Raw genomic sequence first — 22,873 nt, forward strand, 5'->3', positions numbered from 1 at the left:
AATTATATTTTTTCAAGCGAATATATATTGTTTATAATGGCATAAATAACTATGCCGACGGTATTCTTGGCTCCTATCTTTTCGAGAATACGCTGACGGTGGCTTTCTACTGTTCTAGGGCTGATAAAAAGCTTTTCCGCGATCTCGTTGTTGGTAAATTCCTGGCAAATCAGCTTTACCACATCTTTTTCACGCTCGGAAAGCTCATCTTCCATTTCAAACAGGGATTTCTTTTTCGCAGAGCTGTTCATGTAGGAAAAGAGCATCTGGTGGTCTTCCGCTGTGAAGAAAACTCCATTTTTATAGACCGTTGTTATGGCTTCTATAAATGTTTTTTTATCTGAATTTTTAGGAAGAAATGCGGACACACCCAATTTGACCATATATCCCAAAATAGAGGTTTTGTAGTGGGAGGAAAGAATAATAATCTTTAAATTAGGGTATTTTTCTTTAAGAATTTCTACCAGCTCAAATCCGTTCATGGGCTGCATCTGTACATCTACCAGGGCAATATCCGGAAATTTCTCGGCGGTAAGGTTTTTCAGATTTTCAATAAACTCAGGTCCGTTGCCTGAAGTAAGGCTTACTGATATGTTTTTTTCATTTGACAACAGCATTTTGACTCCTTCCAGGATCAGCTGTTCATCGTCAATTAAGGCTATTTTGATTTGGGAATTCATGGTTTTTTGGAATTTTAATGATTAAACGGCTTCCTTTATGTAATGTGCTTTTCCATTTGTGGGAAGCATTCATTGATTTGATCCTGGATTCAATATTTTTAATCCCCATTCCTTTTTTTACGAGATCATAATCAAATCCTTGTCCGTTATCGGAAATTACCACCGCCATATCCTGCGGATAGTCTCTTATATAGATCCATAGATCTGTTGCCGTGGAATGCTTGATAACGTTGGTCGTAAACTCCTGAATAATTCTGTACAGCTGAACTTCCACAAAAATATCTTTCTTTTCATATCCCGGTACTACATGCAGGGAAATATTAATTTTATGGGCAAGATTGGTGATCAATTCTTCCACATACAATACAAAACCTACGGATTCCAGGTTGACAGGGTACAATGAATGGGAAATGCTTCTGGCGGCATCAATCAGGGACGACATCTGCGTATGGATATTTTTTTTAATCAGATCATCGCCATTGGTATCCAGATTATTAAGCCATAAGGAAAGGATATTAAGCCGGTTTCCGATATCGTCATGGATCATTACCGCGATCCTTTTTCTTTCTTCTTCCTGGGCCTTGATATTTTCCAGCACCAGCTTTTTCTGGTGAAGAACATCTGCTTCGTATTGGGCATTTTTTTCTTTGATAATACGGTCGATAAAAAATTTATACGCCAGCAAAACAAAGACTACAATAATTATCAGGACAATAATCAAAGTAATAAAAAAGCCGATATTTAAGGTTATTTCTTTAATTTTAAAAAGGTATAAATGATTGATATATATAAAAAGCAGCAGAGGAGGTTATTGACGTTCCAGATCATGTACACCTCATCATTGGAGAATGTTTTAAGCTGCCGGAGCAGAAAAAACACAAATACCGAGACTGCATAATACAGGAATATAAAGGCATCCACCAACAGGAACCGGTCATTGATTTTAGTCTTTTTAATTTCAGTCAACAGTGAATATCCCACAAAGGATATCACGATGATATTTGAAATTACTTTTTTAAGCTCATTCGTTCCCATATTGTTTCCAATGAGGAAATAGCCGATGGCAGCTACAATAGGAATATACCAGTAATACGACAGGTTTGATTTCTTTATAAACAAAATCCCAAGTATCAAAAGCTCTCCTGAAACATAGATAGGATATAGAAAATCTACATTCTCCAATTGTAAAAGATAAATTGAAATTTTGACAATACTTTCTATCAAAAAAAGAAAAATGATATAATACACATACCATTTTTCCATATTTTTTAAATGCTTACATTTTATAAGTCCAATTAATGCACTTAGAACAAGAAAGCCGTTATTCAAATAAAGTATTACTTTAAAAGTATCCTCCATTTACTTTATCTTTTATTAAATTTTATATTCTGCAAATCGGAGGACACGGCTGAGACCAGTCGTATGTATTCGATATAGTCTGTGAACTTCCGTTATTTTCCAATAGCTGGTTGAAAGAAATGAAAATCAGGGTCACCAGCATTCTCTGGTAGATATCATTGTATTTCAGTCCGAATGAACATTTAATTTGTAATAATCCAGGTTTGTCAAGGCATAAATCCGCTGAAGGCACGTAGAATCTTTTAAATACTCTAACTCCTTCAAATTCGGTGCATTCTAAGTAAAACCAATCCATTCCTTCAGTTCTCCAAAGTTCAATAGCCGCAACAGCTTTATCTTGAGACATAATAGGTCTGTCGGTAACAGGCAGAATCATGCTTTCGTCATTATCCACTCTGCGAAGATCACTCGAAAGCACAGAATTTTTAACGATGGTGTATTCCTGTTTTTCCTGAAGCGTAAGGGTTCCGTCAAGTGGGCCAAGTGTACTGAATGCATAAGCTGACATTGCTTTTCTCTGGCCTTTATCATCCAGCGGACAAAAAATCAATATGAGTTTATCGTTGTAGATCCCCACTTCTGTACAGAAGTCTTTGTATTGGTTGTTTTCCCTGATCCAATCGAGTTGTTCTTTTGGCATTTCAAAAATGTAATTGGTAGGAATTAATTTTTCAATGGCCGTAAAATCAGATACGCAACTACTCCACTCAGCGGTTGCAAGAGTATATTCATCTCTGTTTAAAGTTGTCATAAGCATGGTTTATTTAGTGGCATAAAATTATGTAAACTAAATGTGCTATGCAAGTAAACCGATTAATTTGAATTTTAATTAATAATTCCTTACTGTAACATGATAACAGCTTTGCTGCCTTTCTTTTATGTAATAAATTCTACCGATACCCACATAATAATTTAAAACTTTCTCCAGAGCAGCCTCCATCTTAGGGTTGTATTTCAAGACATCATTGAATCGTATATAAGAAATATCGAAAGAATTTCCATAGTTATGGGAACTAATCCCTAAAGAGGCATTAGAATTGACTCTTCTTAACCGGCACTGGTCTTCAAGTGTCCTGGTAATCGATGAAACGGTAAACGTATGTCCCTTGGTTTCTTTACTGAATCTGGAACCCATTTTCTCCAGCGTTGTTTTTGCTTTAGAAACCATGTAAGCTCTGCTGTAATCCAGTTTTTGGACGCGGTAGCCTTTTCCGGTTTTTTTCACTTTATGAAACTTTCCGTTATTAATATATTTCTGTATGATTTTAGCATCTTTCAGTAAAGTTACTCCAAAGCTTTTTGAAGCATCAATATGCGGTTTATAAAGAGCACTGGGTTCCACCTTCAGAACTTGCGTAAAGTCGTAACAAGGAAAAGTCTTTTTAGAGACTTGCGAATAATGAAAATTATAAACAAAAGGTACAAAGACCCAACAAAGAAACTTTCTCATTAACCGTGCATTTAAATGTATTAACGAAAGATAAACATTTATGTTATATCATTCAATCCTGAACAGAAACCTGCTAAAACAAAATTCATAACAAACTTCAAACCAAATTGCTGAATATTTAAATTTACATCCCCGAAATCTGAAATATTTTTCAAATTTATCTTTTTATTTTAAGATTTAAATTTTACATTTGAAATACATTTAAAGTAAACAACATGATAAAAAAATTTTTTGCTGAATTTTTCGGCACATTTTGGCTTGTCTTCGGAGGTTGCGGTAGCGCAGTTTTCGCAGCGGGTGTTCCAGACATCGGTATTGGCCTTTTAGGGGTAGCTTTAGCTTTTGGGCTTACTGTTCTTACGATGGCGTATGCTGTCGGTCACATTTCCGGAGGTCATTTCAATCCGGCAGTTTCTTTCGGACTTTTGGCGGGAGGAAGATTTCCGGCAAAAGACCTTGTTCCTTACATTGTAGCACAGTGTTTAGGAGCGCTTGCTGCAGCGGCATGTTTGTATGTCATCCTTAACGGTGCCGGAGCAACCGACTTCTCTAAACCCGGAGATTTTGCAACCAACTTCTACGGCGAAGCAGTGTACAATGGAAAAGCATTCAGCATGGGTGCGGCATTCCTGGCTGAGTTTTTATTAACCGCATTTTTCCTGATTGTAATTTTAGGTGCGACGGACAAATGGGCTAACGGAAAGTTTGCAGGTATTGCTATTGGTTTGGCATTGACGTTAATCCACTTGATTTCTATTCCTATTACCAATACTTCGGTAAACCCGGCGAGATCTCTTTCGCAGGCTGTTTTTGTAGGCGGACTTGCGATGTCGCAACTTTGGTTATTCTGGGTAGCTCCTATTTTAGGTGGGGTGACCGGAGGATTAATCTATAAATTCTTATTGCAGAGAGAAACTGCAGAAGCATAACGTAACAATACATTTTAAATAATAATTTTTCAAATAAACTATCTCGTTTTGAGATAGTTTATTTTTTGTTCTGTTTTTCAAAACAAAATGGCATCTTTATTTAAAATATTCAACGACTGTATAATTTCCATCGTTGTATTTCTCAAGTAATTCTTTAAGATAATATTTATGCTGTACCCCTGTTAGAATTACGATTTTTTTACCTTTGTACTCATTTGCTTTTTTAATGATATTCAGGGACATTGTATTGTTTCTTAAATCCCAAAAGTTGCACCAAAGCTGGTATCCGTCACGGTATGAAATCTTTTCTCCGTTGGGCTTTACTACAAATTTATAGGCAAAAATTTCCTCTGAATTAGAAACCTTAGGTATTTCATGATGCTGCACAAACTGACGGTACCTGTTGACAGATTCAAAAGTCAAAGAGTTCAATGTTTTAATATCTGACTGGGCAAAATCTTTTAAAGCGGTATTGGCCTGCTGATATTTTTCATAAATGATGGTATTAACCGGGCTGAGTGCATTTTTTTTGTACAAGCTGTCCATCAGTTTTATAGTGAGATTATCTGTAGGAACCATCCCATTATCTTTTCTATATTGATTTCTTCCTTCAAATTCGAAAGGCAGATTAAGAGTTTTCGGATATTTCTTTGAATATAATAAGGCTGCACTTACTTCATTTGAATTTTTGGACATACTTTCTTTCTGGAAATCTTTCATCTGTTCACTGTCAAGCTCCTGCAGGATGACATCCGGCTGTATGGTATTCAGGATTTCAAAGAGCATTTGTGGATTTAAGATCGTTGAAGGTTCATGAACGGTCCCCAGAATATAAATTTGTGTTTTGCCTGAATTCTGTGCCTGATAAATTCCTGATACTACCACCAAAAGGCTTAAAAAAAGATTCTTCATTGTATATAATTAATTTGTAAACAGCGATTATTTAATTTTTTCTAATTCTACCAGTCCATAATGCAGCCATATTCCAAAAATACCGGTCTTCGTAAAAAATTTCTCTTCTTTATTGAATCTGACTTCCGTATTGGGTTCGGTCTGGCAAATGAAAAAATGGCCGCCGTCTATACAGTTCATTTTTCCACTTTTATGTAAATCCGTCCAGCCGAATTCTGCATAGGCGTCTTTTTTATTTTTTATATCAAATAAAAAACGGTTGACTATTTGTTTTTCTTTATCGCCCCCTTTTGCAGAAGTCAGCGTCCAACGCGCCAGATCAGATTCATATTTAGCAGGAATCTTATCCGGATCAGCATCAGCCGTTTTTGCAATTATTAAAGTATCTGTATCAGCATGCTGGTTTTCATTTTTTGAGGTCACCACATAACTTCCTGACCACAGATCACCCCCAGTCTTTTTTTGTGCGTATGACATACTGGATACTATGATTGTAAAGAGAAAGAATAATTTCTTCATGGAATTTTTGCAGGTACATTGATCTATAATTTCAAATACCTGTTTTTTTCGGTTAATAATTTCATCACATACCATTCCTGTTTCTTCAATATCTCCACCGTCAGGATGAAAAATCCGTACAGAATGATGATCGCTATTATCTATGTATAAAATCCTTGTGTTTTCGTAACCAATTGTTAAACAATCCGCCAGGGTTTTATACTGTAAATATTGTGTGTTTGGGAGATCATCCCCAATAACTTCCAGCAGTGTTTGGGTAAATCCTTTCAGCTGGCTAATGGTAAAATAGAGCTTCCCATCCACCTTAACTTTCTCACAAAGTTCATGAAGGTCGTAAAGAATAAAATCTTCCTCATCTGAAAAAACAGAAACCTGAGAATTAAACTCATTGCTTGTAAGATATTCAAAATAGGGAGCTGGGATTTCAATTTTTGCTTTGTTGAGAACAGCAGCTAATTGCTTTGTTGTCTTTTTAACTTTTTTCTTTGAATGTTCCGGATTTGAATATCCGAATTCATCCGCTTTCCACTGTACGGTATCAAACTTAAATTCCCTAGAACAATTGGGACAATGAATGATCATGAAAGTCATTTTCTTTTCCACCGCAGATTGTAGAAAATTATAATCAAATTTACTCAGTTCTATTGGATCAAATCTTTTTCCGCAATCCCATGAATAAGGGCAAATCATTTCTTTCATATTCTTTTCCTTCTGATGAAACCGGTTTAAAAAGTTATATAATTCATGTAAAATTCACTGAACCAGACTATTGTTGTTTATTTGAGTCAATATTCAAAACTCAGATGTATGCCGGGCTAATGTACAAAAGAAAGCATAAAAAAATCCTGCCGGCAGACAGGATTTCTATTTTTTCTTTTTAATATCAAATGGATTTTTAAAAATAAGCTCTTCATGTTTTCCTTTAATCTCCATTTTACGCTGGATCAGATTCAAAGCCATTTTGCGGATAAACAGATCTTTATCATTCAGTTTCCAGTAAGAGTCTTCATGTACTTTTTTTGGACTTCGTAACAGATAAAATTCAGTTTCCCAGGTGTCTGCATTATGATAAAACTCTATAATCCCACAGTGTTCCGGAATCGCGTTATGATCTACCATTCCCATTGGAAGTAAGAAACTGAAGGCATTGCAGACATAATCACCACATGATATTTTATCGTGTTTCAAAAATTTTTCTCCGGTTTCAGCATTGATATATGATTTTTTGAAATCGTTTTTAAAATCACTCTTTGAAAGTTTAATCTCAATTTCATGACTGCCCCCTTCTGAATCTATAATTAATATATCCGCTTCCCAATCGGCCTGGAAATGATTGGTCAGCACAATTTCTTTTTCAAAATCGCAGTGGTAATGGATATAGGCATGGACAAGTTCTTCGATCTTCAGCACCTTAGTATAATTATGGATTTTTAATTTTGAATATGGATCAGGTGATTATTTATTATGAAACCAACAAACTGCATCCGCGAATATCAGAATGGTCTATTCTTCCCAACACCTGAAAGGTATCTCCGGCTGCCTTTCCCAGATCCTGAGTGGCAATAAATGAACAGGAATGAATATTCGCCAGATCGATAATATTAATAGCCCCCGTTCTTCCTTCTTTTTCGTATGAAAAAGGGTCTTCAGCATTTCTTACCATGATCTTCATCCAGTTTGGACATTGATATTCGTTATTTCCAAGGGAATATGCCTGGGAAAGCAATTCTGTCATGGAATATTCAGAATAGATTTTTTCTGTGTTAAAGCCGTTCTGCAAAATTTTCAGCAGTTCGTCTTTTGTCATCTCCTCTTTTCGGCCTTTCATACCGCCTGTTTCAATCACCACTAAATTGTCAAGAAAGTTGAGTGATTGTTCGTTCTGCTCTGAATGGCAGTAGTCCAGAAAATCCAGTAATGCAAAAGAAACTCCGAAAAGAATTACTTTCTTATCGTTTAAACTGTTCAAAAGTTCCACAAGCTCCGAATGGTTATAAAGGAAATACCCGTTTTCAGGTTTACCAGATTTTTTCATCAGATAATCTACCATATAAATCAGGGAAGAATGCTGTTTCTCCAAATAACTTGGAAGCAATCCCAGAAAAATAAAATCTTCGGGTTTTCCAATAAACTGCTCAAAACTTTTATAAATACTTTCCTGATATATATTCTGATCTGCAATGTGATGTTTGGACAAATTCATCTGCGTAGTTCCTGAACTTTGAAAAAAGAGGTCTGATGTGACATTTTTGTCCAGTATCTGATGGTTTTTAAACATCTCTATCGGCAAAAACGGAATTTTTGTCAATGTCTGTACCTCATCAGGATGGATCTTCAGAAAATCCACGAACTTTCTGTACACCTCAATATGATCATACTGATAACGGAAAGTTTCCAATGCTGCTTCCAGGAAATCCTGCTCTGTTTGTATGCTGAATATATTTTTCAATGCTTATACAAGTATTTTTTAGGCCTTTTATTGATTGGTTCAGAAACGCAATTCGCTAAAAAACTTTTTTTAATATTTTTTTAATATTATACATTCTACTTTGGTAGAATTCTTGCAATTATAAAATCGGAATATGGATTAAAAACAAGAGTGGATTTCGGTCCATTCGAAAGTTACCTCTTTTAAGGGGTAATTTTTTTTGCTTATTTGTCAAAAGTTTTTAATTCAAATTTTTCTTCAAAAACCCCGTAGGTAAAGTAAGAAATCCAATCTCCAAGGTTGATATATTGAGATTCTTGTCCCAAATCCAGTACCATGGGAAGATGACGGTGTCCATAAATAAAATAATCAATTTTCTGCGTCTTCAGCTTTTCTTTGGAATAGATGATCAAAAATTCTTTGTCTTCCCCCAGAAATGCTTTGTCCTCATCACCAGAAATCATTTTATTTTTCTGAGACATGTACAAAGCAATCTTCATAGCAATATCCGGATGCAGCCATTTGAAAAACCATTGGGCAACAGGATTGGTAAAGACTTTTTTCATTCTTTTATATCCTTTATCGCCTGGTCCCAAACCATCTCCGTGAGCCAATAAAAATTGTTTGCCACCCATTTCAAAATACTGTTTCTTATAAAAAACAGTACATCCGATCTCTTCTTCCAGATAATCCTTCATCCAGAGATCGTGGTTTCCTACAAAAAAATAGACGTGAATCCCTCTGTCTTTCAGTTCAGCGATTTTGCCAAGAACACGTACATATCCTTTCGGGATCACATGTTTCCATTCATGCCAGAAATCAAAAAGATCACCCATCAGAAACAACACCTGAGCATCTTCTTTGATCTGATCCATCCAGCGGATAAATTTCTCCTCGCGAACCTTACTCTGCTTAGGATCCGGCGCACCGAAATGCTGATCTGATGCGAAGTATACTTTTTTTCCAGGTTCTAAATTGATGGTTGTCTTTAACACCGGCTTGTATTTTGTAAGGTCAGTTATTAATTATCTTCTGCAAACCATTCTCCGTAAGAATTTTCGGTCTCATGAAGCTTAAGGTAAGCCAGAGAAATATCTACAGGAAGTTTTGATTTTATTTTAGCAGCAATAGCGTACAGCATATTTTCACAGGTCGGCTGAAAACTGCAATAAATTACTTTATGACCTTTTTCTTCCAAATCTTCCCCCAATTCTTTATGTGGAGAAAGTGCATTGAGCAAAACGGCATGATCCCAAACATCTACAATTTCAGATTTCACGATCGTTTTAATATCTCCAAAATCTACAACCATCCCATTCTTAGGGTTTTCCATATCATTAATAGGTTTTCCTTTCACTGTCACAAACAGTTTATAGGAATGTCCATGCATATTTTTACATTTACCATCGTAATTATACAGCACGTGGGCTGTTTCGAATGTAAAAATTTTTGTAATACGTATCATATTAAATGTACTATTTTTAAATAACTGGTTTTCATAACATTAAATTTAAATCAAATTTAATTGTGTCAAAATATGTGTCAACTATTAATGAAACCATAAAATAATCTTCAAATTTAAAATAAAAAAGAGCAGGAAAAAAACCTACTCTTAATTAATTTTCCAAATCTCTTTTATGTTTTCAGAAGTACCTTGTTCTGCGGCAGCTTCATAATACATAGCAGAATTAACTGCAGATGACGGAATACCATTTAATAAAACTCCACCTCCTTCTGTTGCTCGATTTATAGAAACAATTTTTTCTAAAAGAGAATCAAGGAATCCGCAATCATTATGAACAAGAATATTCTTCTCAGAAACATAATAATTATGGTTGCCCTCAACTTCAAAGTTATAGATTTTTAGTTTTTAAATAAAAATATTCCTTTATCATATTGTAAAGGAATATTTCTTAATATTTATTGTTCTTTTTTAAATAGATAATACTCTCTAAAAAAAATATCTACAGAATTCGCATTTTCATTCTGACTTATCTTAAAAATATAATCAGCCCAAGTAAAACCTAAATCAAAATTAAATTTCTTTCTTAGCCACTCATGAAAGTCAGATTGAAAATTTATATCATTAAAATTCTTATCATGAATTTGTTGACAAGATAAATATCCACCAATAAATGAATCTAAAAGATAAATATCTTTTGTTTTTAAATACATTAAAGGTCTTTGCTCAATATATGGCAAAATTTCGTGTATAGTCATAATTTTAAAAAAAAATCCTCTAAAGTATCTAATAATTTTGCAACTTTTTCTTCCGTAGATAATTTCTCATTAATATGGTCAAACTGTGCAAACCAATTCATATTAGGAGCTTTAAATGTCACTTTATCCTGATACCATTTTGAGATTTCTCTTTCAAAATTTACATTAAGAGCGAATTCTAAACTGTAAAAAACACCTTCAAAAAAATGAATATAGTCTTTTAAAACAGCATTTGATCCTTCGAAAAAAACCATACCTGGTCGCCTTTTAATGATATGTATTAATTCTATAATTTTAGTTTCCATTTATATTATTTTACCGTTCTTTTTGAAACAATTTCAAACATTAGATCTGAATTATATTCAAATAGCTGTATGTATTTTTCCAGAGCCATTCCTGCAGAGCCAGTTAATCTATCATACACCATTCCATTTTTGGTTGCTGCAACATGCCAACTCCAGCCAGAGTTTTCTCCCACTACGTTACCCAATTGGTTTCCAAGCCTAGGTGTTATTTGTAAATATTCAGCTCCTTTCCCTAATGCTCCTACGGCTCTGTCTGCAACAATCTCACAGCCATTTCTTATTACGCTTAAACTTTTTGCTTTACTTAACCAATCTAAACAATCATTATGCACCAAAATCCCTTTCTCAGAAACATAATAATTATGGTTGCCTTCAACCTCAAAGTTATAGACTTTTACTTTCTCATCCAAGAAATTAATAGATTCTACAGGAGAAATTATTCCTTTTAAAACTGTAAAAAGAGTAGCTGGTAGCTACTCTTTTTTGTTTATGATTCTATTAATGGAATATCTTCGTAATTGTCAACATTGAGATTAAGAATATATTCTATAATTTTATCAATATCTCTCTTAGGACATATTTTTTCTTCGTTCCATGCTGGTTCTTCTGGGTAAAAAGAAAATCTACATGATCCGTCATTATTAAAAAGAATTAAACAGTTGTATTTTACTTTTCTATTCTTAATAGTCAAATCTCCTATATCACAACGAATACTTAAATTTTCTTCGGAGTAATTTGGATAGCTCCCAACAAGTACAAATGAGATAGACTTATAATCTATTTCTGATTCATTTGATTTGAACAAAAAATAATGATATAATGTATATCTAATATCTAATGTCACTAATGAAAGATAACTCATATAATCAATTGCAGCAGGAATATCAGTAAAAAGTTTTAGTGTATTATTTTTATCTAAATATTTTAACCCTTTTGTAACAAAATGCTCTTCAGAATCATAGAATACTGAAATTTCATCATTTGTTGCCTTAACAATAACATTTTTATAATAAATTGTTATGCTATCTTTAGTTTGGAAATATTTTCGATAAATATCATAATCGGAAATACTGAATAAGGCATATTTAAGTTTTTCTATCATCTTATTTAACTTTACTTATAACAACTTTACCATCTCTAATTATCTGAAAACCACCATCAAGAAATACCTCTGTATAATTCTTTCCTATCTCTCCTGCTTAGTGTATAACTTTAGAATTATTGAGTCCTCGTTCAACATTTTTAGCTCCTTCTCCAATTAATTTAATTATTCTATCATCTGTTCTTGTTTTATCAAGGATTTTGAATACACTTTCTAAATGATTTATAGTAGCCTCTTGAGAAGTAAGTGATTTTGTTTCAATATTTGCAGCATATTCCATAAACATACCAAGTCTTTCCGTCCAACATGTATTATGTACCAAAATCTCTTTCTCAGAAACATAATAATTATGGTTACCTTCAACTTCAAAGTTATAGACTTTTACTTTCTATAAAAATTCCCTTGCCATTTTAACAAGGGAATACTTAAATAGTTATAGCTATTTTTTAAATAAATGATATTCTCTAAAGAATACATCTACTGAATTTAAATTTTCGTTCTGACTTATTATTTCTATAAAATCCGCCCAAGTCAAATTATTTTCTAGATTGAACTTTTTTTGTAGCCAATTATAAAAATCATATCTAAAATCATCTTTAGAATGTTCATTTAAAAAAAAACCACCTAAGAATGCTTCTAAAAAGAGTACATTTTTTTCACGAAAATACATTTGAGGTCTTTTCTCAATGTACGGTAATAATTCTTCTATATTCATTATTTAAAATTTAAAAAGGACTTACTACTGGAGGTTGCATTTTAGGAAATCCAACTCCTAAATCGTACAGCCATTGATTATATTGTACACCTTTAGGAAACATATTATCATATATCATATTACCTACTTTTACACCTACATGATCTCCATTCGTTGAAATATTTCTACCTAAAGTTTCAGACCAGATATATCCAGTATCAGATTTTAAAACAACCATTTCTCCTTTCATACCCTGTCCAGTCATTCTTGCCATTAATTCTGCGGCAAATTCTTTACATTGATATATTTTCTTAAAAGATGAAGGCATTGCCTCAATAATTGCATTAATTCCACAATCATTATGCACCAAAATCCCTTTCTCAGAAACATAATAATTATGGTTGCCTTCAACCTCAAAGTTATAGACTTTTACCTTTTCATCCAAGAAATTAATAGATTCTACAGGAGAAGTTGTTCCGTCTAATATGGTTAGAAGTGTTCCTTTTGTAAGATTTTTAGCTTCTATCCAGTTTCCGTTTACATAGAAAGGGTGTTCCGGTGTACAGGTAATTTCCGTACCGTTTACAGAGATTTTCACTAATGAAGAAGAAGTATTACGGGATAGCTCAACTACTTTTTTCAGTTCTTTTTTACCTGTTTCTTCATTGTAGCTCCATACAAGATCATTTACTTTAGTATTTTTAATCTTTTTTTTACTGTTTTTTATGGCAACAAGGATCCCTTTTTTGAAACATAATAAAATTAGAGTATTGAAAAATCAATACTCTAATTTGTTATTAAATAATATTTTAAAGATACTTTTCTAATTTTTGAGAAAAGCTATTTTCAATTTCAGATAATTCTTCTTTTAAAATAACTTTTGGGATATATTTTTTTTCTTTTAAGTTATCCATAAATTCTTTTCCTAAATCGAAAAATTTGTCTCTTTCTAAATAATAAACCAAATATGATGGCCAAATCCATTCTCCATCAGTATAATAAATTTGGGGGGCAATAAAATTTTTATTCTCTGCATCAATAAATACGCCCATCCAACTTAGTGCAATATTTCCATTTTTTAAGTAATTAATAATACTTTCGATCTCTTTATTATTGCCATTTTGATTCCTATAAGTACTCAATGGAAAACTTTCAGGAATATTATTGTACTCTTTTATAAATCCAATATACTTCATGTCTAATTTATTTTATTGTTGTATTAAAAAATGTTCTAAATCGACCATTTCCAAAAACTTGATAGCTACCATCCTCTAATACCCTGACTAAATTAGTAGGCGCAGTTACTGGTGATTTTAAATATCTAGATAATTGATAAGCAACACCATTTCCAAAAACTCCAGTTCTACATGAAATTAATCTAACAGTAGTTCCTTTTTTAAATCCATTTTGAAGCATCGTTTTAGCTAGTTCCTTTGCAGTAGTATATGTTGATTGTTTTTGATGGGGTCTAATCTTGTGATTTTTATAGGATATATGTTTTGTATATCTGTTTAAATACCCCACGCTACCGCACAAATCCTTTGGTTTGGTAAAAAACTATAAATTAAACATTCTAAGAATTACAATCTCATCCAAAAAGCCCTTTCTCAGAAACACAATAATTATGGTTATCTTCTACCTCAAAGTTAAAGACTTTTACTTTCTCATTTAAAAATATTCCTTTACCAAAATAGTAAAGGAATATTTATTAATATTTATTGTTCTTTTTTAAATAGATAATACTCTCTAAAAAAAACATCTACAGAATTTGTGTTTTCATTCTGACTTATCTTAAAAATATAATCAGCCCAAGTAAAACCTAAATCAAAATTAAATTTCTTTCTTATCCATTCATGAAAGTCAGATTGAAAATTTATATCATTAAAATTCTTATCATGAATTTGTTGACAAGATAAATATCCTCCAATAAATGAATCTAAAAGATAAATATCTTTTGTTTTTAAATACATTAAAGGTCTTTGCTCAATATATGGCAAAATTTCGTGTATAGTCATAATTTAAATTTAAAAAGGTGTTATAAACGGCCCCTGAACTATTGGAGAACCAACTTGTAAATCCGTCATCCAATTAGAAAATTTAATTCCTTGTGGATATAAATTATCATAAACCATATTTCCAACTTTTACTCCAACATGGTCTCCATTTGTGCTAATATTCATATTAAATGCATCAGACCAGATATTTCTTGATGATTTTAGCGTAACCATTTCTCCTTTTATACCTTGTGCCGTCATTCTTTCCATTAAGCTTGAAGCAAAATCTTTACACATATTAAGTTGCTTTAATGAAGAGGGCATTGCATCAATAATGGCATTGATTCCACAATCATTATGTACCAAAATCCCTTTCTCAGAAACATAATAATTATGGTTGTCTTCTACTTCAAAGTTATAGACTTTTAATTTCAATAAAAATTCCCTTGCCATTTTAACAAGGGAATACTTAAATAGTTATAGCTATTTTTTAAATAAATGATATTCTCTAAAGAATACATCTACCGAATTCAAATTTTCTTTTTTGCTAATCTCACTTATAATGTTTGACCACGAAAATAAATTATGATAGTTAAATTTATTCTGTAACCAATCATTAAAATCAGATCTAAAATCATATTCAGCTCTTTCCCCTAATCTTATTGAATCATTACAAAGATAACCTGTTAAAAAAGCATTTAGTAAAAATATGTCTTTTTCACCTATAAATTGTTGTGGTCTTATTTCAATATAAGACATTAGTTCTTCAAATTTCATAACTTATTTTTAAAAAGGTGTTACTTTTGGCATTCCAAGAATTGGAGAATCAACTTCTAAATCCATTAACCATTTAGTATATTCAATTCCTTTTGGATACAAATTATCGTACACTATATTACCTACTTTTACACCAACATGATCCCCATTTGTAGTAATGGTTCTATTAAATGCATTAGACCAAATAAAATCTGTTTGAGATTTCAATGTTAATAATTCTCCTTTTAGACCTTGTGCTGTCATTCTTTCCATTAAGCTTGCAGCAAAATCTTTACACATATTAAGTTGCTTTAATGAAGAGGGCATTGCATCAATAATGGCATTGATTCCACAATCATTATGCACCAAAATACCTTTCTCAGAAACATAATAATTATGGTTGTCTCCTACTTCAAAGTTATAGACTTTTACTTTCTCATCCAAGAAATTAATAGATTCTACAAGAGAAGTTGTTCCTTTTAAAACTGTAAAAAGAGTAGCTGGTAGCTACTCTTTTTGTTTATGATTCTATTAATGGGATATCTTCATAATTATCAACTTTAAGATTAAGAATATATTCTATAATTTTATCAATATCTCTCTTAGGACATATCTTTTCTTCGTTCCATGCAGGTTCTTCTGGGTAAAAAGAAAACTTACATGATCCGTCATTATTAAAAATAATCAAACAATTGTATCTTACCTTTTTATCCATTATACTTAAATCTCCGAAATCACAGCGAATACTTCGATTGTCCTTAGAATAATTATGATAACTCCCTACCAAACCGAATGAAAAATGAGTATAATTAAATTCTATTTCTTTTAATCGGTGTAAAAAGTAATGATATGATGCATACTTTACATCAGAAGTTACCTTAGAAAGGTACTTCATGTAGTCTAAAGCATTCGAAATGTCACTAAATGTTTTTAAAGAGTTTTCTTTATTAATAAATTTTAATTGAGTAAGGACTCCCATTTCTGCATCATCATAAAAAACTGAAATAGAATCTTTATATCCGTAAACAATAACATCATGATAGATAAATTTTATACTTTTAGAGTTTTGAACAAAATTTATATACTCAAAATCTGAAATATTAAAAATTGCATTTTTAAGTTTTTCGATCATTATTATTTTATTTTATTAATAACTATTTTTCCTTTTTGAAATATTTGGAAGCCACCATTTGGATATACAAGAGTTGCGTCTCCCGCATTCTTTTGACTTATCTCTATTACTCCTTTACCTACAGACTTGACATTACTCATATCATCGGCAATTAATTTAAGTATCCTATCATCTGTTCTTGTTTTATCTAACATCTTAAATACACTTTCTAAATGATTTATAGTAGCCTCTTGAGAAGTAAGTGATTTTGTTTCAATATTAGCAGCATATTCCATAAACATTCCAAGTCTTTCCGTCCAACATGTATTATGCACCAAAATCCCTTTCTCAGAAACATAATAATTATGGTTGCCCTCAACTTCAAAGTTATAGACTTTTACTTTCTCATTTAAAAATATTCCTTTACCAAAATAGTAAAGGAATATTTCTTAATATTTATTGTCCTTTTTTAAATAGATAATACTCTCTAAAAAAAATATCTACAGAATTTACATTTTCATTCTGACTTATCTTAAAAATATAATCAGCCCAAGTAAAACCTAAATCAAAATTAAATTTCTTTCTTAGCCATTCATGAAAGTCAGATTGAAAATTTATATCATTAAAATTCTTATCATGAATTTGTTGACAAGTTAAATATCCTCCAATAAATGAATCTAAGAGATAAATATCTTTCGTTTTTAAATACATTAAAGGTCTTTGCTCAATGTAAGGGAATATTTCGTGTATAGTCATGGATAATTCTTATTGTAGAAATATTCTTTAAAGAAATCTTCTAAAGTATTTAATAGTTTTTCTATTTTTTCTTTTTCGGTTAAATCTTTATTTATATGGTCAAATTGAGAAAACCAACTCATATTAGGAGCTTTAAATTTAACCCTATTTTGATACCATCCTGAAAGTTCTCTTTCTAAATTAATATTAGTGGAACAATCAAAACTATAAAAAAAACCTTGAAAATATATAATATAACTGTTAAAAGTGTCATCGTTCCAAAAAAACATTTTTGGTCTATGTCTGATATATTTTATTGTGTCTAGAATTTTATTTTCCATAATTATTTTAATGTTCTTGTTGCGGTTACTTCAAAATTTATTGATTCATTAAAATCGAATAATTTGATATAATCATCTAACATCATTCCAGCTTTTCCTGTTAATCGATCAAAGACCCTTCCATCCTTTATCGCTGTTACGTGCCATCTCCATCCCGAATTTTGTCCCATTACATCACCCAATTCAAGTCCAAATCTTGGTGTAATTTGTAAATATTCTGCACCTTGTCCTAAAGATTTTACAACTCTGTCTGCTACAACCTCACAACCATTTCTAATAACGCTTAAACTTCTTGCTTTACTAAGCCAATCTAAACAATCATTATGCACCAAAATCCCTTTCTCAGAAACATAATAATTATGGTTGCCTTCAACCTCAAAGTTATAGACTTTTACTTTCTCATCCAAGAAATTAATCGATTCTATAGGAGAAGTTGTTCCGTCTAAAGTGGTTAAAAGTGTACCTTTTGCAAGGTTTTTGGCTTCGATCCAGCTTCCTTTATGTATAAATAAAAAGAGGCTGTACAAAACTCAGCCTCTTATAATAACTATATTAAGATTCGTCCTTATAATACTTCAATTTACCATCTCCGTCTACATATTTTAAAAATTTATCTAAAATAGCTCCTTTTATTTTAAAATTATCTTTTGCTTCTCCTAATGTCATGTGATTTACATGACTATACCTAGACCTATCATTATTTCCATCATCTTCCCAAAAGCACACCTTACAAATTTGATAATTTCCTTTTTCCTTAATTGTTTTGTAATTACAACAAGGACAAGGAAACAACTCTTTTGGAAAACCATTAACATTAATTGATAATTGATATTGTGTTTTGATTTTTTCTTCAATATATGAAACCTTTAAACCAATATATTTTTCTTTTAGGTATTCAAAAATTTCTTCTTCTTCAATTCCTTCAAGTTCAATTAATTCTTCTTTTTCTTCAAATGTCATTTTTGAATATTCATTTAACGATAATATTTCTATAACAGTATTTAAATCTAAACTTATCATAATTTTATTTTGTTAAAGTTGCAGCAAAATCAAGAGCATCTTGAAATGGATTTATTTTAGTCATGGCTGGATTTGCCCTGTAAAATGTTCTAATTTCTCTTAAGTCCATTCTTCCTACAAGAATATCCTGAGTGTTTTTATTATACTTAATTAAAAATTTCCCAACAGTCTGTTGTTCGATATGTTCGCCTGCTTCACTGGCAAAACCTTTAGCAAGTTTCAAATATTGACTTTGAGTAATTTCACCAAATTCTGCTCCATGTTTTAAAAAGTGAACATTTAACTCCCCTTTAGAAAATCCTTTCCAAATAATATCGCAATCATTATGCACTAAAACCTCTTTCTCAGAAACATAATAATTATGGTTGCCTTCAACCTCAAAGTTATAGACTTTTACTTTCTCATCCAAGAAATTAATAGATTCTACAGGAGAAATTATTCCTTTTAAAACTGTAAAAAGAGTAGCTGGGAGCTACTCTTTTTGTTTATGATTCTATTAATGGGATATCTTCATAATTATCAACTTTAAGATTAAGAATATATTCTATAATTTTATCAATATCTCTCTTAGGACATATCTTTTCTTCGTTCCATGCAGGTTCTTCTGGGTAAAAAGAAAACTTACATGATCCGTCATTATTAAAAATAATCAAACAATTGTATCTTACCTTTTTATCCATTATACTTAAATCTCCGAAATCACAGCGAATACTTCGATTGTCCTTAGAATAATTATGATAACTCCCTACCAAACCAAATGAAAAATGAGTATAATTAAATTCTATTTCTTTCAATCGGTGTAAAAAGTAATGATACAATGTATACCTTATATCGGAAGTTACCCTAGAAAGGTAGTTCATATAGCTTAAAGCATTCGAAATGTCACTAAATGTTTTTAAGGAGTTTTCTTTATTAATAAATTTTAATTGAGTAAGAACTCCCATTTCTGAATCATCATAGAAAACTGAAATAGAATCTTTATATCCGTAAACAATAACATCCTGATAAATAAATTTTATACTTGTAGAGTCTTGAACAAAATTTATATATTCAAAATCTGAAATATTGAAAATTGCATTCTTGAGATTTTCGATCATTATTATTTTATTTTATTAATAACTATTTTTCCTTTTTGAAATATTTGGAAGCCACCATTTGGATATACAAGAGTTGCGTCTCCCGCATTCTTTTGACTTATTTCTATTACTCCTTTACCTATAGACTTGATATTACTCATATCATCGGCAACTAATTTAAGTATCCTATCATCTGTTCTTGTTTTATCTAACATCTTAAATACACTTTCTAAATGATTTATAGTAGCCTCTTGTGAAGTAAGAGATTTGGTTTCATATTAGCAGCATATTCTAGAAATTGAGCCATTCTATCTGTCCAGCAATTATTATGCACCAAAATCCCTTTCTCAGAAACATAATAATTATGGTTGCCTTCAACCTCAAAGTTATAGACTTTTACTTTCTCATCCAAGAAATTAATAGATTCTACAGGAGAAATTATTCCTTTTAAAACTGTAAAAAGAGTAGCTGGTAGCTACTCTTTTTTGTTTATGATTCTATTAATGGAATATCTTCGTAATTTTCAGCTTGGAGATTATGGAAATACTCTATAATTTCATCGACATCTCTTTTGGGGCATACTTTTCCTTCGTTCCATAATGGCTTTTCGGGAATAAACCTCATTTTACATATGTTTTCATTAAAAAATAATATTTCAATATTAAAATATAATTTTTTATCTCCTTTTATTAAATCAAAAATGCCAAGATTAAGTATCATACTTTCCATATTTTCATTATTTGTATAATGAAAATTCCAAGAACGATTTATAATTCCATTTTTTTGTAATTTGTATAAAAAATAATGATATAACTCAAATCTAATATCATTAGTTGCTCTAATAATATATTGAAAGTATTCAAGTGCAAAATTAATTGATTGAAAAGTTTTATATGTATTATCTTTTGTTAAGTATTGTAATTTTTTTTGGTATAAATATAAATTTTCATCAAAAAAAACGATTATTTCTTTTTCATTTCCTTCGATATAGACATTCCTATTTTTTGCTATTATTTTCCCATTTTCAACAGAAAGAAATTCAAAAAAAGGATTAGCACCATTGCTACAATATAAATTAAATAGTGTCACTTTTAAATTTTCTATATGCATTATTTCAATTTATTAATTATTACTATATGATCTTTAAATATCTGAAAACCTCCATTTGGAAAAACTTTAGTGTAATTACCTCCAGTTGCGCTACCAGCTTGATATATTGTTTTAATGCCATCTTTAACGACTACATTGGTTTCTCCAACTAATTTTAAAATCCGCTCATCTGTTCTTGTTTTATCCAACATTTTAAATACACTTTCTAAATGATTTATAGTAGCCTCTTGAGAAGTAAGTGATTTTGTTTCAATATTTGCAGCATATTCCATAAACATACCAAGTCTTTCTGTCCAACATGTATTATGCACTAAAATCTCTTTCTCAGAAACAAAATAGTTATGGTTATCTTCTACTTCAAAGTTATAGACTTTTACCTTCTCATCCAAGAAATTAATAGATTCTACAGGAGAAGTTGTTCCGTCTAATATGGTTAGAAGTGTTCCTTTTGTAAGATTTTTAGCTTCTATCCAGTTTCCGTTTACATAGAAAGGGTGTTCCGGTGTACAGGTAATTTCCGTACCGTTTACAGAGATTTTCACTAATGAAGAAGAAGTATTTCGGGATAGCTCAACTACTTTTTTCAGTTCTTTTTTACCTGTTTCTTCATTGTAGCTCCATACAAGATCACCTTCTTTAATATCTTCAATCTTTTTGCTGCCTTTTTCTGTGGCTACTAAAGTTCCTTCTGTGAAGCATATTTTAATAAGACCATTGGTGAGCCTGCCTAAAGGTCCGCATATGTATTGCCCTATTCCGCTTGCTCTCCATCCTGCAGAAAGAAGCTCTCCGCCCGCAAAGCTCATAGGCATCTCTAAGAACAGGAATTTTTCTAATGAACCTATAGACTTACCGATTTCCGTTTCGTTGATGGCAGTTTGCCACGCACTCATTGCCTGCTCAGTATTTAAGTCTTGTAATGCCCCTAAAATACCGCTATACATAACGGCGCCATTATAAGTACCCTCACCAAAACCTGTTCCTTTTTTTCCTTTGACTATAACTTCAGAAACATAAATAGTTCCCGGTACATCTCTGCGGGAAGAATATCCTGAAATTAAAACCCCATTGTCGTCTACAGCCATATTACCGCCATTTATAGACCAGGTATTATCATTATTGTTATAAAATGTTGTTCCACTTGCAAAGCCCATAATACCTCTAATAAATGCCTGAGACAATCTTCCATCAGGATCAAACATATTAACAGGATTATTCAGTACATAGGTATAAGGACTGGTAGAGAGATAACTTTCAGCAAGTTGATCCATTACTCCCCATCTCCCTATTTCCGGCATATAATTTCTCCATCCGTAATCCAACATCCCGCTTTCCTGTATTTCTTTACCATTATATTGTTTATGGTAAGGTTTTAGTGCAGGGGATACATTATAACCTGTATGTCTTAGCCCAAGTGGGTAATAGTTATTTTCTTCAATGATCGCAGCGCTTCCTGTTTCATTTTTTGTGTAGCTTAGCCTAACATTTCCAAGATGATCAACATAATTGTAAATATACTTATTTTGCGTAAAATCAAAATATCCTTCATCGTTTGCTGAAAACTGCAAAACACCATTTTCATATTGGAAGCCATCGAGGTATTCAGTGATTTTTTTCAGCTCTATTTGGCTTTTGGGAGAAAAATAGGAGTACTCCGCCTTCAGTTTGGTTCCGTCCGCTCTGTACGTATATTGTGTATTAACATTTTTTTCAGTATCTCCCAAAAAACGATCCCGTATAATATAGGTAGCATCATAAATAACAGATGATGGCAAATCAAGATAGTTGTACTTTATTTTTACTATTCCTTTATCTTTTTGACTGGTCATATTCCCATTATCATCATAATCTATAAGCGTACCGGATGAAGATGGATAGCCAGCATAGTTTTGGGAACTATCCGAAACATTAGTCAGTCTATTGCCATCATCGTAAGAATAAGCAAGATTGTCAATGGTTATTGCTGTGCCGGAAGAAGAGTTGGACGTCCTTTTCAATGTGGTAATATTTCCTCCCAAATCATAATCCAGAATCTCATTGTATTCTTTAAGGTACGGATTGGCATCTGTCTGGTAAAACCCTGCTCTTAACCTGTTTGTTCCATCATAACTGTAGCCATATCTTCTCATTAT

39 protein-coding genes and 3 pseudogenes are annotated in these 22,873 nt (G+C 31.7%); 1 reads left to right on the forward strand and 41 read right to left on the reverse strand.

The annotated features are described in order from the left end of the window. Positions 1 to 2: 2 nt before the first annotated feature. The 5 genes from SB679_RS13445 to SB679_RS13465 form a co-directional block, all read right to left on the reverse strand. Entirely contained in the window at positions 3 to 680 is a 678-nt protein-coding gene (locus SB679_RS13445; protein ID WP_410702820.1) for a response regulator, read from the reverse strand. Beyond that, entirely contained in the window at positions 649 to 1,365 is a 717-nt protein-coding gene (locus tag SB679_RS13450; protein ID WP_410702821.1) for a sensor histidine kinase, read from the reverse strand. Before SB679_RS13450 ends, SB679_RS13445 begins: the two co-directional genes overlap by 32 nt. 62 nt (positions 1,366 to 1,427) lie before the next feature. Then, positions 1,428 to 1,943: a hypothetical protein gene (locus tag SB679_RS13455; RefSeq protein ID WP_410702822.1), complete on the reverse strand. Its 516-nt coding sequence runs from the start codon at positions 1,941 to 1,943 to the stop codon at positions 1,428 to 1,430. 118 nt (positions 1,944 to 2,061) lie between these two features. Then, positions 2,062 to 2,790: a hypothetical protein gene (locus SB679_RS13460; RefSeq protein ID WP_410702823.1), complete on the reverse strand. Its 729-nt coding sequence runs from the start codon at positions 2,788 to 2,790 to the stop codon at positions 2,062 to 2,064. A 78-nt stretch (positions 2,791 to 2,868) separates the two neighbouring features. Beyond that, complete coding sequence (locus SB679_RS13465; RefSeq protein ID WP_410702824.1) at positions 2,869 to 3,489, reverse strand: DUF5715 family protein; 621 nt, start codon at positions 3,487 to 3,489, stop codon at positions 2,869 to 2,871. 218 nt (positions 3,490 to 3,707) lie between these two features. Between SB679_RS13465 and aqpZ the strand changes: the two genes are divergently transcribed. After that, complete coding sequence (gene aqpZ, locus SB679_RS13470) at positions 3,708 to 4,418, forward strand: aquaporin Z (RefSeq protein ID WP_317741148.1); 711 nt, start codon at positions 3,708 to 3,710, stop codon at positions 4,416 to 4,418. Between the two features lie 96 nt (positions 4,419 to 4,514). Here the strand turns inward: aqpZ and SB679_RS13475 are convergent, their stop codons facing one another. From SB679_RS13475 to SB679_RS13650, 36 genes and pseudogenes are all read right to left on the reverse strand, one after another. Next, on the reverse strand, positions 4,515 to 5,330 hold the full coding sequence (locus tag SB679_RS13475; protein ID WP_410702825.1) for a hypothetical protein: 816 nt from the start codon (positions 5,328 to 5,330) through the stop codon (positions 4,515 to 4,517). Positions 5,331 to 5,357: 27 nt separating this feature from the next. Next, positions 5,358 to 6,548: a hypothetical protein gene (locus SB679_RS13480; protein ID WP_410702826.1), complete on the reverse strand. Its 1,191-nt coding sequence runs from the start codon at positions 6,546 to 6,548 to the stop codon at positions 5,358 to 5,360. 165 nt (positions 6,549 to 6,713) lie between these two features. Continuing rightward, positions 6,714 to 7,259: a hypothetical protein gene (locus tag SB679_RS13485; protein ID WP_410702827.1), complete on the reverse strand. Its 546-nt coding sequence runs from the start codon at positions 7,257 to 7,259 to the stop codon at positions 6,714 to 6,716. 52 nt (positions 7,260 to 7,311) lie between these two features. Next, entirely contained in the window at positions 7,312 to 8,298 is a 987-nt protein-coding gene (locus SB679_RS13490) for an acyl transferase (protein WP_410702828.1), read from the reverse strand. 203 nt (positions 8,299 to 8,501) lie between these two features. After that, positions 8,502 to 9,272 (reverse strand): UDP-2,3-diacylglucosamine diphosphatase, encoded by a 771-nt coding sequence (locus SB679_RS13495; protein WP_034709906.1) that lies wholly within the window; start codon positions 9,270 to 9,272, stop codon positions 8,502 to 8,504. A 26-nt stretch (positions 9,273 to 9,298) separates the two neighbouring features. After that, positions 9,299 to 9,742 (reverse strand): 6-carboxytetrahydropterin synthase QueD, encoded by a 444-nt coding sequence (queD, locus tag SB679_RS13500; protein WP_410702829.1) that lies wholly within the window; start codon positions 9,740 to 9,742, stop codon positions 9,299 to 9,301. A 147-nt stretch (positions 9,743 to 9,889) separates the two neighbouring features. Further along, the gene (locus SB679_RS13505) at positions 9,890 to 10,138 is read right to left on the reverse strand and encodes a hypothetical protein (RefSeq protein WP_410702859.1); all 249 of its coding nucleotides are present in this window, start codon (positions 10,136 to 10,138) and stop codon (positions 9,890 to 9,892) included. Positions 10,139 to 10,197: 59 nt separating this feature from the next. Continuing rightward, positions 10,198 to 10,497 (reverse strand): hypothetical protein, encoded by a 300-nt coding sequence (locus tag SB679_RS13510; protein ID WP_410702830.1) that lies wholly within the window; start codon positions 10,495 to 10,497, stop codon positions 10,198 to 10,200. Then, positions 10,494 to 10,802: a hypothetical protein gene (locus tag SB679_RS13515; protein ID WP_410702831.1), complete on the reverse strand. Its 309-nt coding sequence runs from the start codon at positions 10,800 to 10,802 to the stop codon at positions 10,494 to 10,496. The genes SB679_RS13510 and SB679_RS13515 overlap by 4 nt, the downstream gene beginning before the upstream one ends. A 5-nt stretch (positions 10,803 to 10,807) precedes the next feature. After that, positions 10,808 to 11,212 (reverse strand): hypothetical protein, encoded by a 405-nt coding sequence (locus SB679_RS13520; protein ID WP_410702832.1) that lies wholly within the window; start codon positions 11,210 to 11,212, stop codon positions 10,808 to 10,810. Positions 11,213 to 11,289: 77 nt separating this feature from the next. Beyond that, a complete protein-coding gene (locus tag SB679_RS13525; RefSeq protein ID WP_410702833.1) occupies positions 11,290 to 11,904 on the reverse strand; it encodes a hypothetical protein in 615 nt (204 codons plus the stop codon). Between the two features lie 97 nt (positions 11,905 to 12,001). Further along, positions 12,002 to 12,184 carry a hypothetical protein gene (locus SB679_RS13530; protein WP_410702834.1) on the reverse strand — a complete coding sequence of 61 codons (183 nt, stop codon included), beginning with the start codon at positions 12,182 to 12,184 and terminating at the stop codon, positions 12,002 to 12,004. Between the two features lie 36 nt (positions 12,185 to 12,220). After that, a pseudogene (locus SB679_RS13535) lies at positions 12,221 to 12,277 on the reverse strand (hypothetical protein); the annotation flags it as partial. A 66-nt stretch (positions 12,278 to 12,343) separates the two neighbouring features. After that, positions 12,344 to 12,619 (reverse strand): hypothetical protein, encoded by a 276-nt coding sequence (locus SB679_RS13540; RefSeq protein WP_410702835.1) that lies wholly within the window; start codon positions 12,617 to 12,619, stop codon positions 12,344 to 12,346. Between the two features lie 10 nt (positions 12,620 to 12,629). Beyond that, a complete protein-coding gene (locus SB679_RS13545; RefSeq protein WP_410702860.1) occupies positions 12,630 to 13,361 on the reverse strand; it encodes a polymorphic toxin-type HINT domain-containing protein in 732 nt (243 codons plus the stop codon). A gap of 46 nt (positions 13,362 to 13,407) precedes the next feature. Further along, entirely contained in the window at positions 13,408 to 13,794 is a 387-nt protein-coding gene (locus SB679_RS13550) for a hypothetical protein (RefSeq protein ID WP_410702836.1), read from the reverse strand. 7 nt (positions 13,795 to 13,801) lie between these two features. After that, a complete protein-coding gene (locus tag SB679_RS13555; RefSeq protein WP_410702837.1) occupies positions 13,802 to 14,014 on the reverse strand; it encodes a hypothetical protein in 213 nt (70 codons plus the stop codon). A gap of 172 nt (positions 14,015 to 14,186) precedes the next feature. Then, a complete protein-coding gene (locus SB679_RS13560) occupies positions 14,187 to 14,303 on the reverse strand; it encodes a hypothetical protein (protein WP_410702861.1) in 117 nt (38 codons plus the stop codon). Between the two features lie 10 nt (positions 14,304 to 14,313). Continuing rightward, positions 14,314 to 14,613 carry a hypothetical protein gene (locus SB679_RS13565; protein ID WP_410702838.1) on the reverse strand — a complete coding sequence of 100 codons (300 nt, stop codon included), beginning with the start codon at positions 14,611 to 14,613 and terminating at the stop codon, positions 14,314 to 14,316. Between the two features lie 9 nt (positions 14,614 to 14,622). Next, positions 14,623 to 15,045 (reverse strand): papain fold toxin domain-containing protein, encoded by a 423-nt coding sequence (locus SB679_RS13570; RefSeq protein WP_410702839.1) that lies wholly within the window; start codon positions 15,043 to 15,045, stop codon positions 14,623 to 14,625. 30 nt (positions 15,046 to 15,075) lie between these two features. Continuing rightward, positions 15,076 to 15,369 (reverse strand): hypothetical protein, encoded by a 294-nt coding sequence (locus SB679_RS13575; RefSeq protein ID WP_410702840.1) that lies wholly within the window; start codon positions 15,367 to 15,369, stop codon positions 15,076 to 15,078. A 9-nt stretch (positions 15,370 to 15,378) separates the two neighbouring features. Further along, positions 15,379 to 15,675, reverse strand: a complete 297-nt coding sequence (locus SB679_RS13580; RefSeq protein ID WP_410702862.1) for a papain fold toxin domain-containing protein — start codon at positions 15,673 to 15,675, stop codon at positions 15,379 to 15,381. A 36-nt stretch (positions 15,676 to 15,711) separates the two neighbouring features. After that, positions 15,712 to 15,816 (reverse strand): annotated as a pseudogene (locus SB679_RS13585) (hypothetical protein); the annotation flags it as partial. A 52-nt stretch (positions 15,817 to 15,868) separates the two neighbouring features. After that, positions 15,869 to 16,480 carry a hypothetical protein gene (locus SB679_RS13590; protein WP_410702841.1) on the reverse strand — a complete coding sequence of 204 codons (612 nt, stop codon included), beginning with the start codon at positions 16,478 to 16,480 and terminating at the stop codon, positions 15,869 to 15,871. Positions 16,481 to 16,482: 2 nt separating this feature from the next. Further along, the gene (locus SB679_RS13595; RefSeq protein ID WP_410702842.1) at positions 16,483 to 16,755 is read right to left on the reverse strand and encodes a hypothetical protein; all 273 of its coding nucleotides are present in this window, start codon (positions 16,753 to 16,755) and stop codon (positions 16,483 to 16,485) included. Positions 16,756 to 16,791: 36 nt separating this feature from the next. Then, positions 16,792 to 16,905, reverse strand: a pseudogene (locus tag SB679_RS13600) (hypothetical protein); the annotation flags it as partial. 10 nt (positions 16,906 to 16,915) lie between these two features. Continuing rightward, positions 16,916 to 17,215 (reverse strand): hypothetical protein, encoded by a 300-nt coding sequence (locus tag SB679_RS13605; protein WP_410702843.1) that lies wholly within the window; start codon positions 17,213 to 17,215, stop codon positions 16,916 to 16,918. Continuing rightward, a complete protein-coding gene (locus SB679_RS13610; RefSeq protein WP_410702844.1) occupies positions 17,212 to 17,535 on the reverse strand; it encodes a hypothetical protein in 324 nt (107 codons plus the stop codon). Before SB679_RS13610 ends, SB679_RS13605 begins: the two co-directional genes overlap by 4 nt. Positions 17,536 to 17,537: 2 nt before the next feature. Next, a complete protein-coding gene (locus SB679_RS13615) occupies positions 17,538 to 18,062 on the reverse strand; it encodes a polymorphic toxin-type HINT domain-containing protein (protein WP_410702845.1) in 525 nt (174 codons plus the stop codon). A gap of 25 nt (positions 18,063 to 18,087) precedes the next feature. After that, positions 18,088 to 18,555, reverse strand: a complete 468-nt coding sequence (locus tag SB679_RS13620) for a CPCC family cysteine-rich protein (RefSeq protein WP_410702846.1) — start codon at positions 18,553 to 18,555, stop codon at positions 18,088 to 18,090. 4 nt (positions 18,556 to 18,559) lie between these two features. Continuing rightward, positions 18,560 to 18,964 carry a hypothetical protein gene (locus SB679_RS13625; protein WP_410702847.1) on the reverse strand — a complete coding sequence of 135 codons (405 nt, stop codon included), beginning with the start codon at positions 18,962 to 18,964 and terminating at the stop codon, positions 18,560 to 18,562. A gap of 76 nt (positions 18,965 to 19,040) precedes the next feature. Beyond that, positions 19,041 to 19,652 carry a hypothetical protein gene (locus SB679_RS13630; protein ID WP_410702848.1) on the reverse strand — a complete coding sequence of 204 codons (612 nt, stop codon included), beginning with the start codon at positions 19,650 to 19,652 and terminating at the stop codon, positions 19,041 to 19,043. Positions 19,653 to 19,654: 2 nt separating this feature from the next. Next, a complete protein-coding gene (locus SB679_RS13635; protein ID WP_410702849.1) occupies positions 19,655 to 19,846 on the reverse strand; it encodes a hypothetical protein in 192 nt (63 codons plus the stop codon). Positions 19,847 to 19,869: 23 nt separating this feature from the next. Further along, positions 19,870 to 20,043 carry a hypothetical protein gene (locus tag SB679_RS13640; RefSeq protein ID WP_410702850.1) on the reverse strand — a complete coding sequence of 58 codons (174 nt, stop codon included), beginning with the start codon at positions 20,041 to 20,043 and terminating at the stop codon, positions 19,870 to 19,872. 77 nt (positions 20,044 to 20,120) lie between these two features. Beyond that, positions 20,121 to 20,741 carry a hypothetical protein gene (locus tag SB679_RS13645; protein ID WP_073336969.1) on the reverse strand — a complete coding sequence of 207 codons (621 nt, stop codon included), beginning with the start codon at positions 20,739 to 20,741 and terminating at the stop codon, positions 20,121 to 20,123. Then, a partial coding sequence (locus tag SB679_RS13650) for a polymorphic toxin-type HINT domain-containing protein (protein WP_410702851.1) occupies positions 20,741 to 22,873 on the reverse strand: 2,133 nt, incomplete at its 5' end. The genes SB679_RS13645 and SB679_RS13650, both read right to left, overlap by 1 nt.

It is taken from the genome of Chryseobacterium sp. SIMBA_029, from assembly GCF_046535275.1.
Taxonomy (GTDB): Bacteria; Bacteroidota; Bacteroidia; order Flavobacteriales; family Weeksellaceae; genus Chryseobacterium.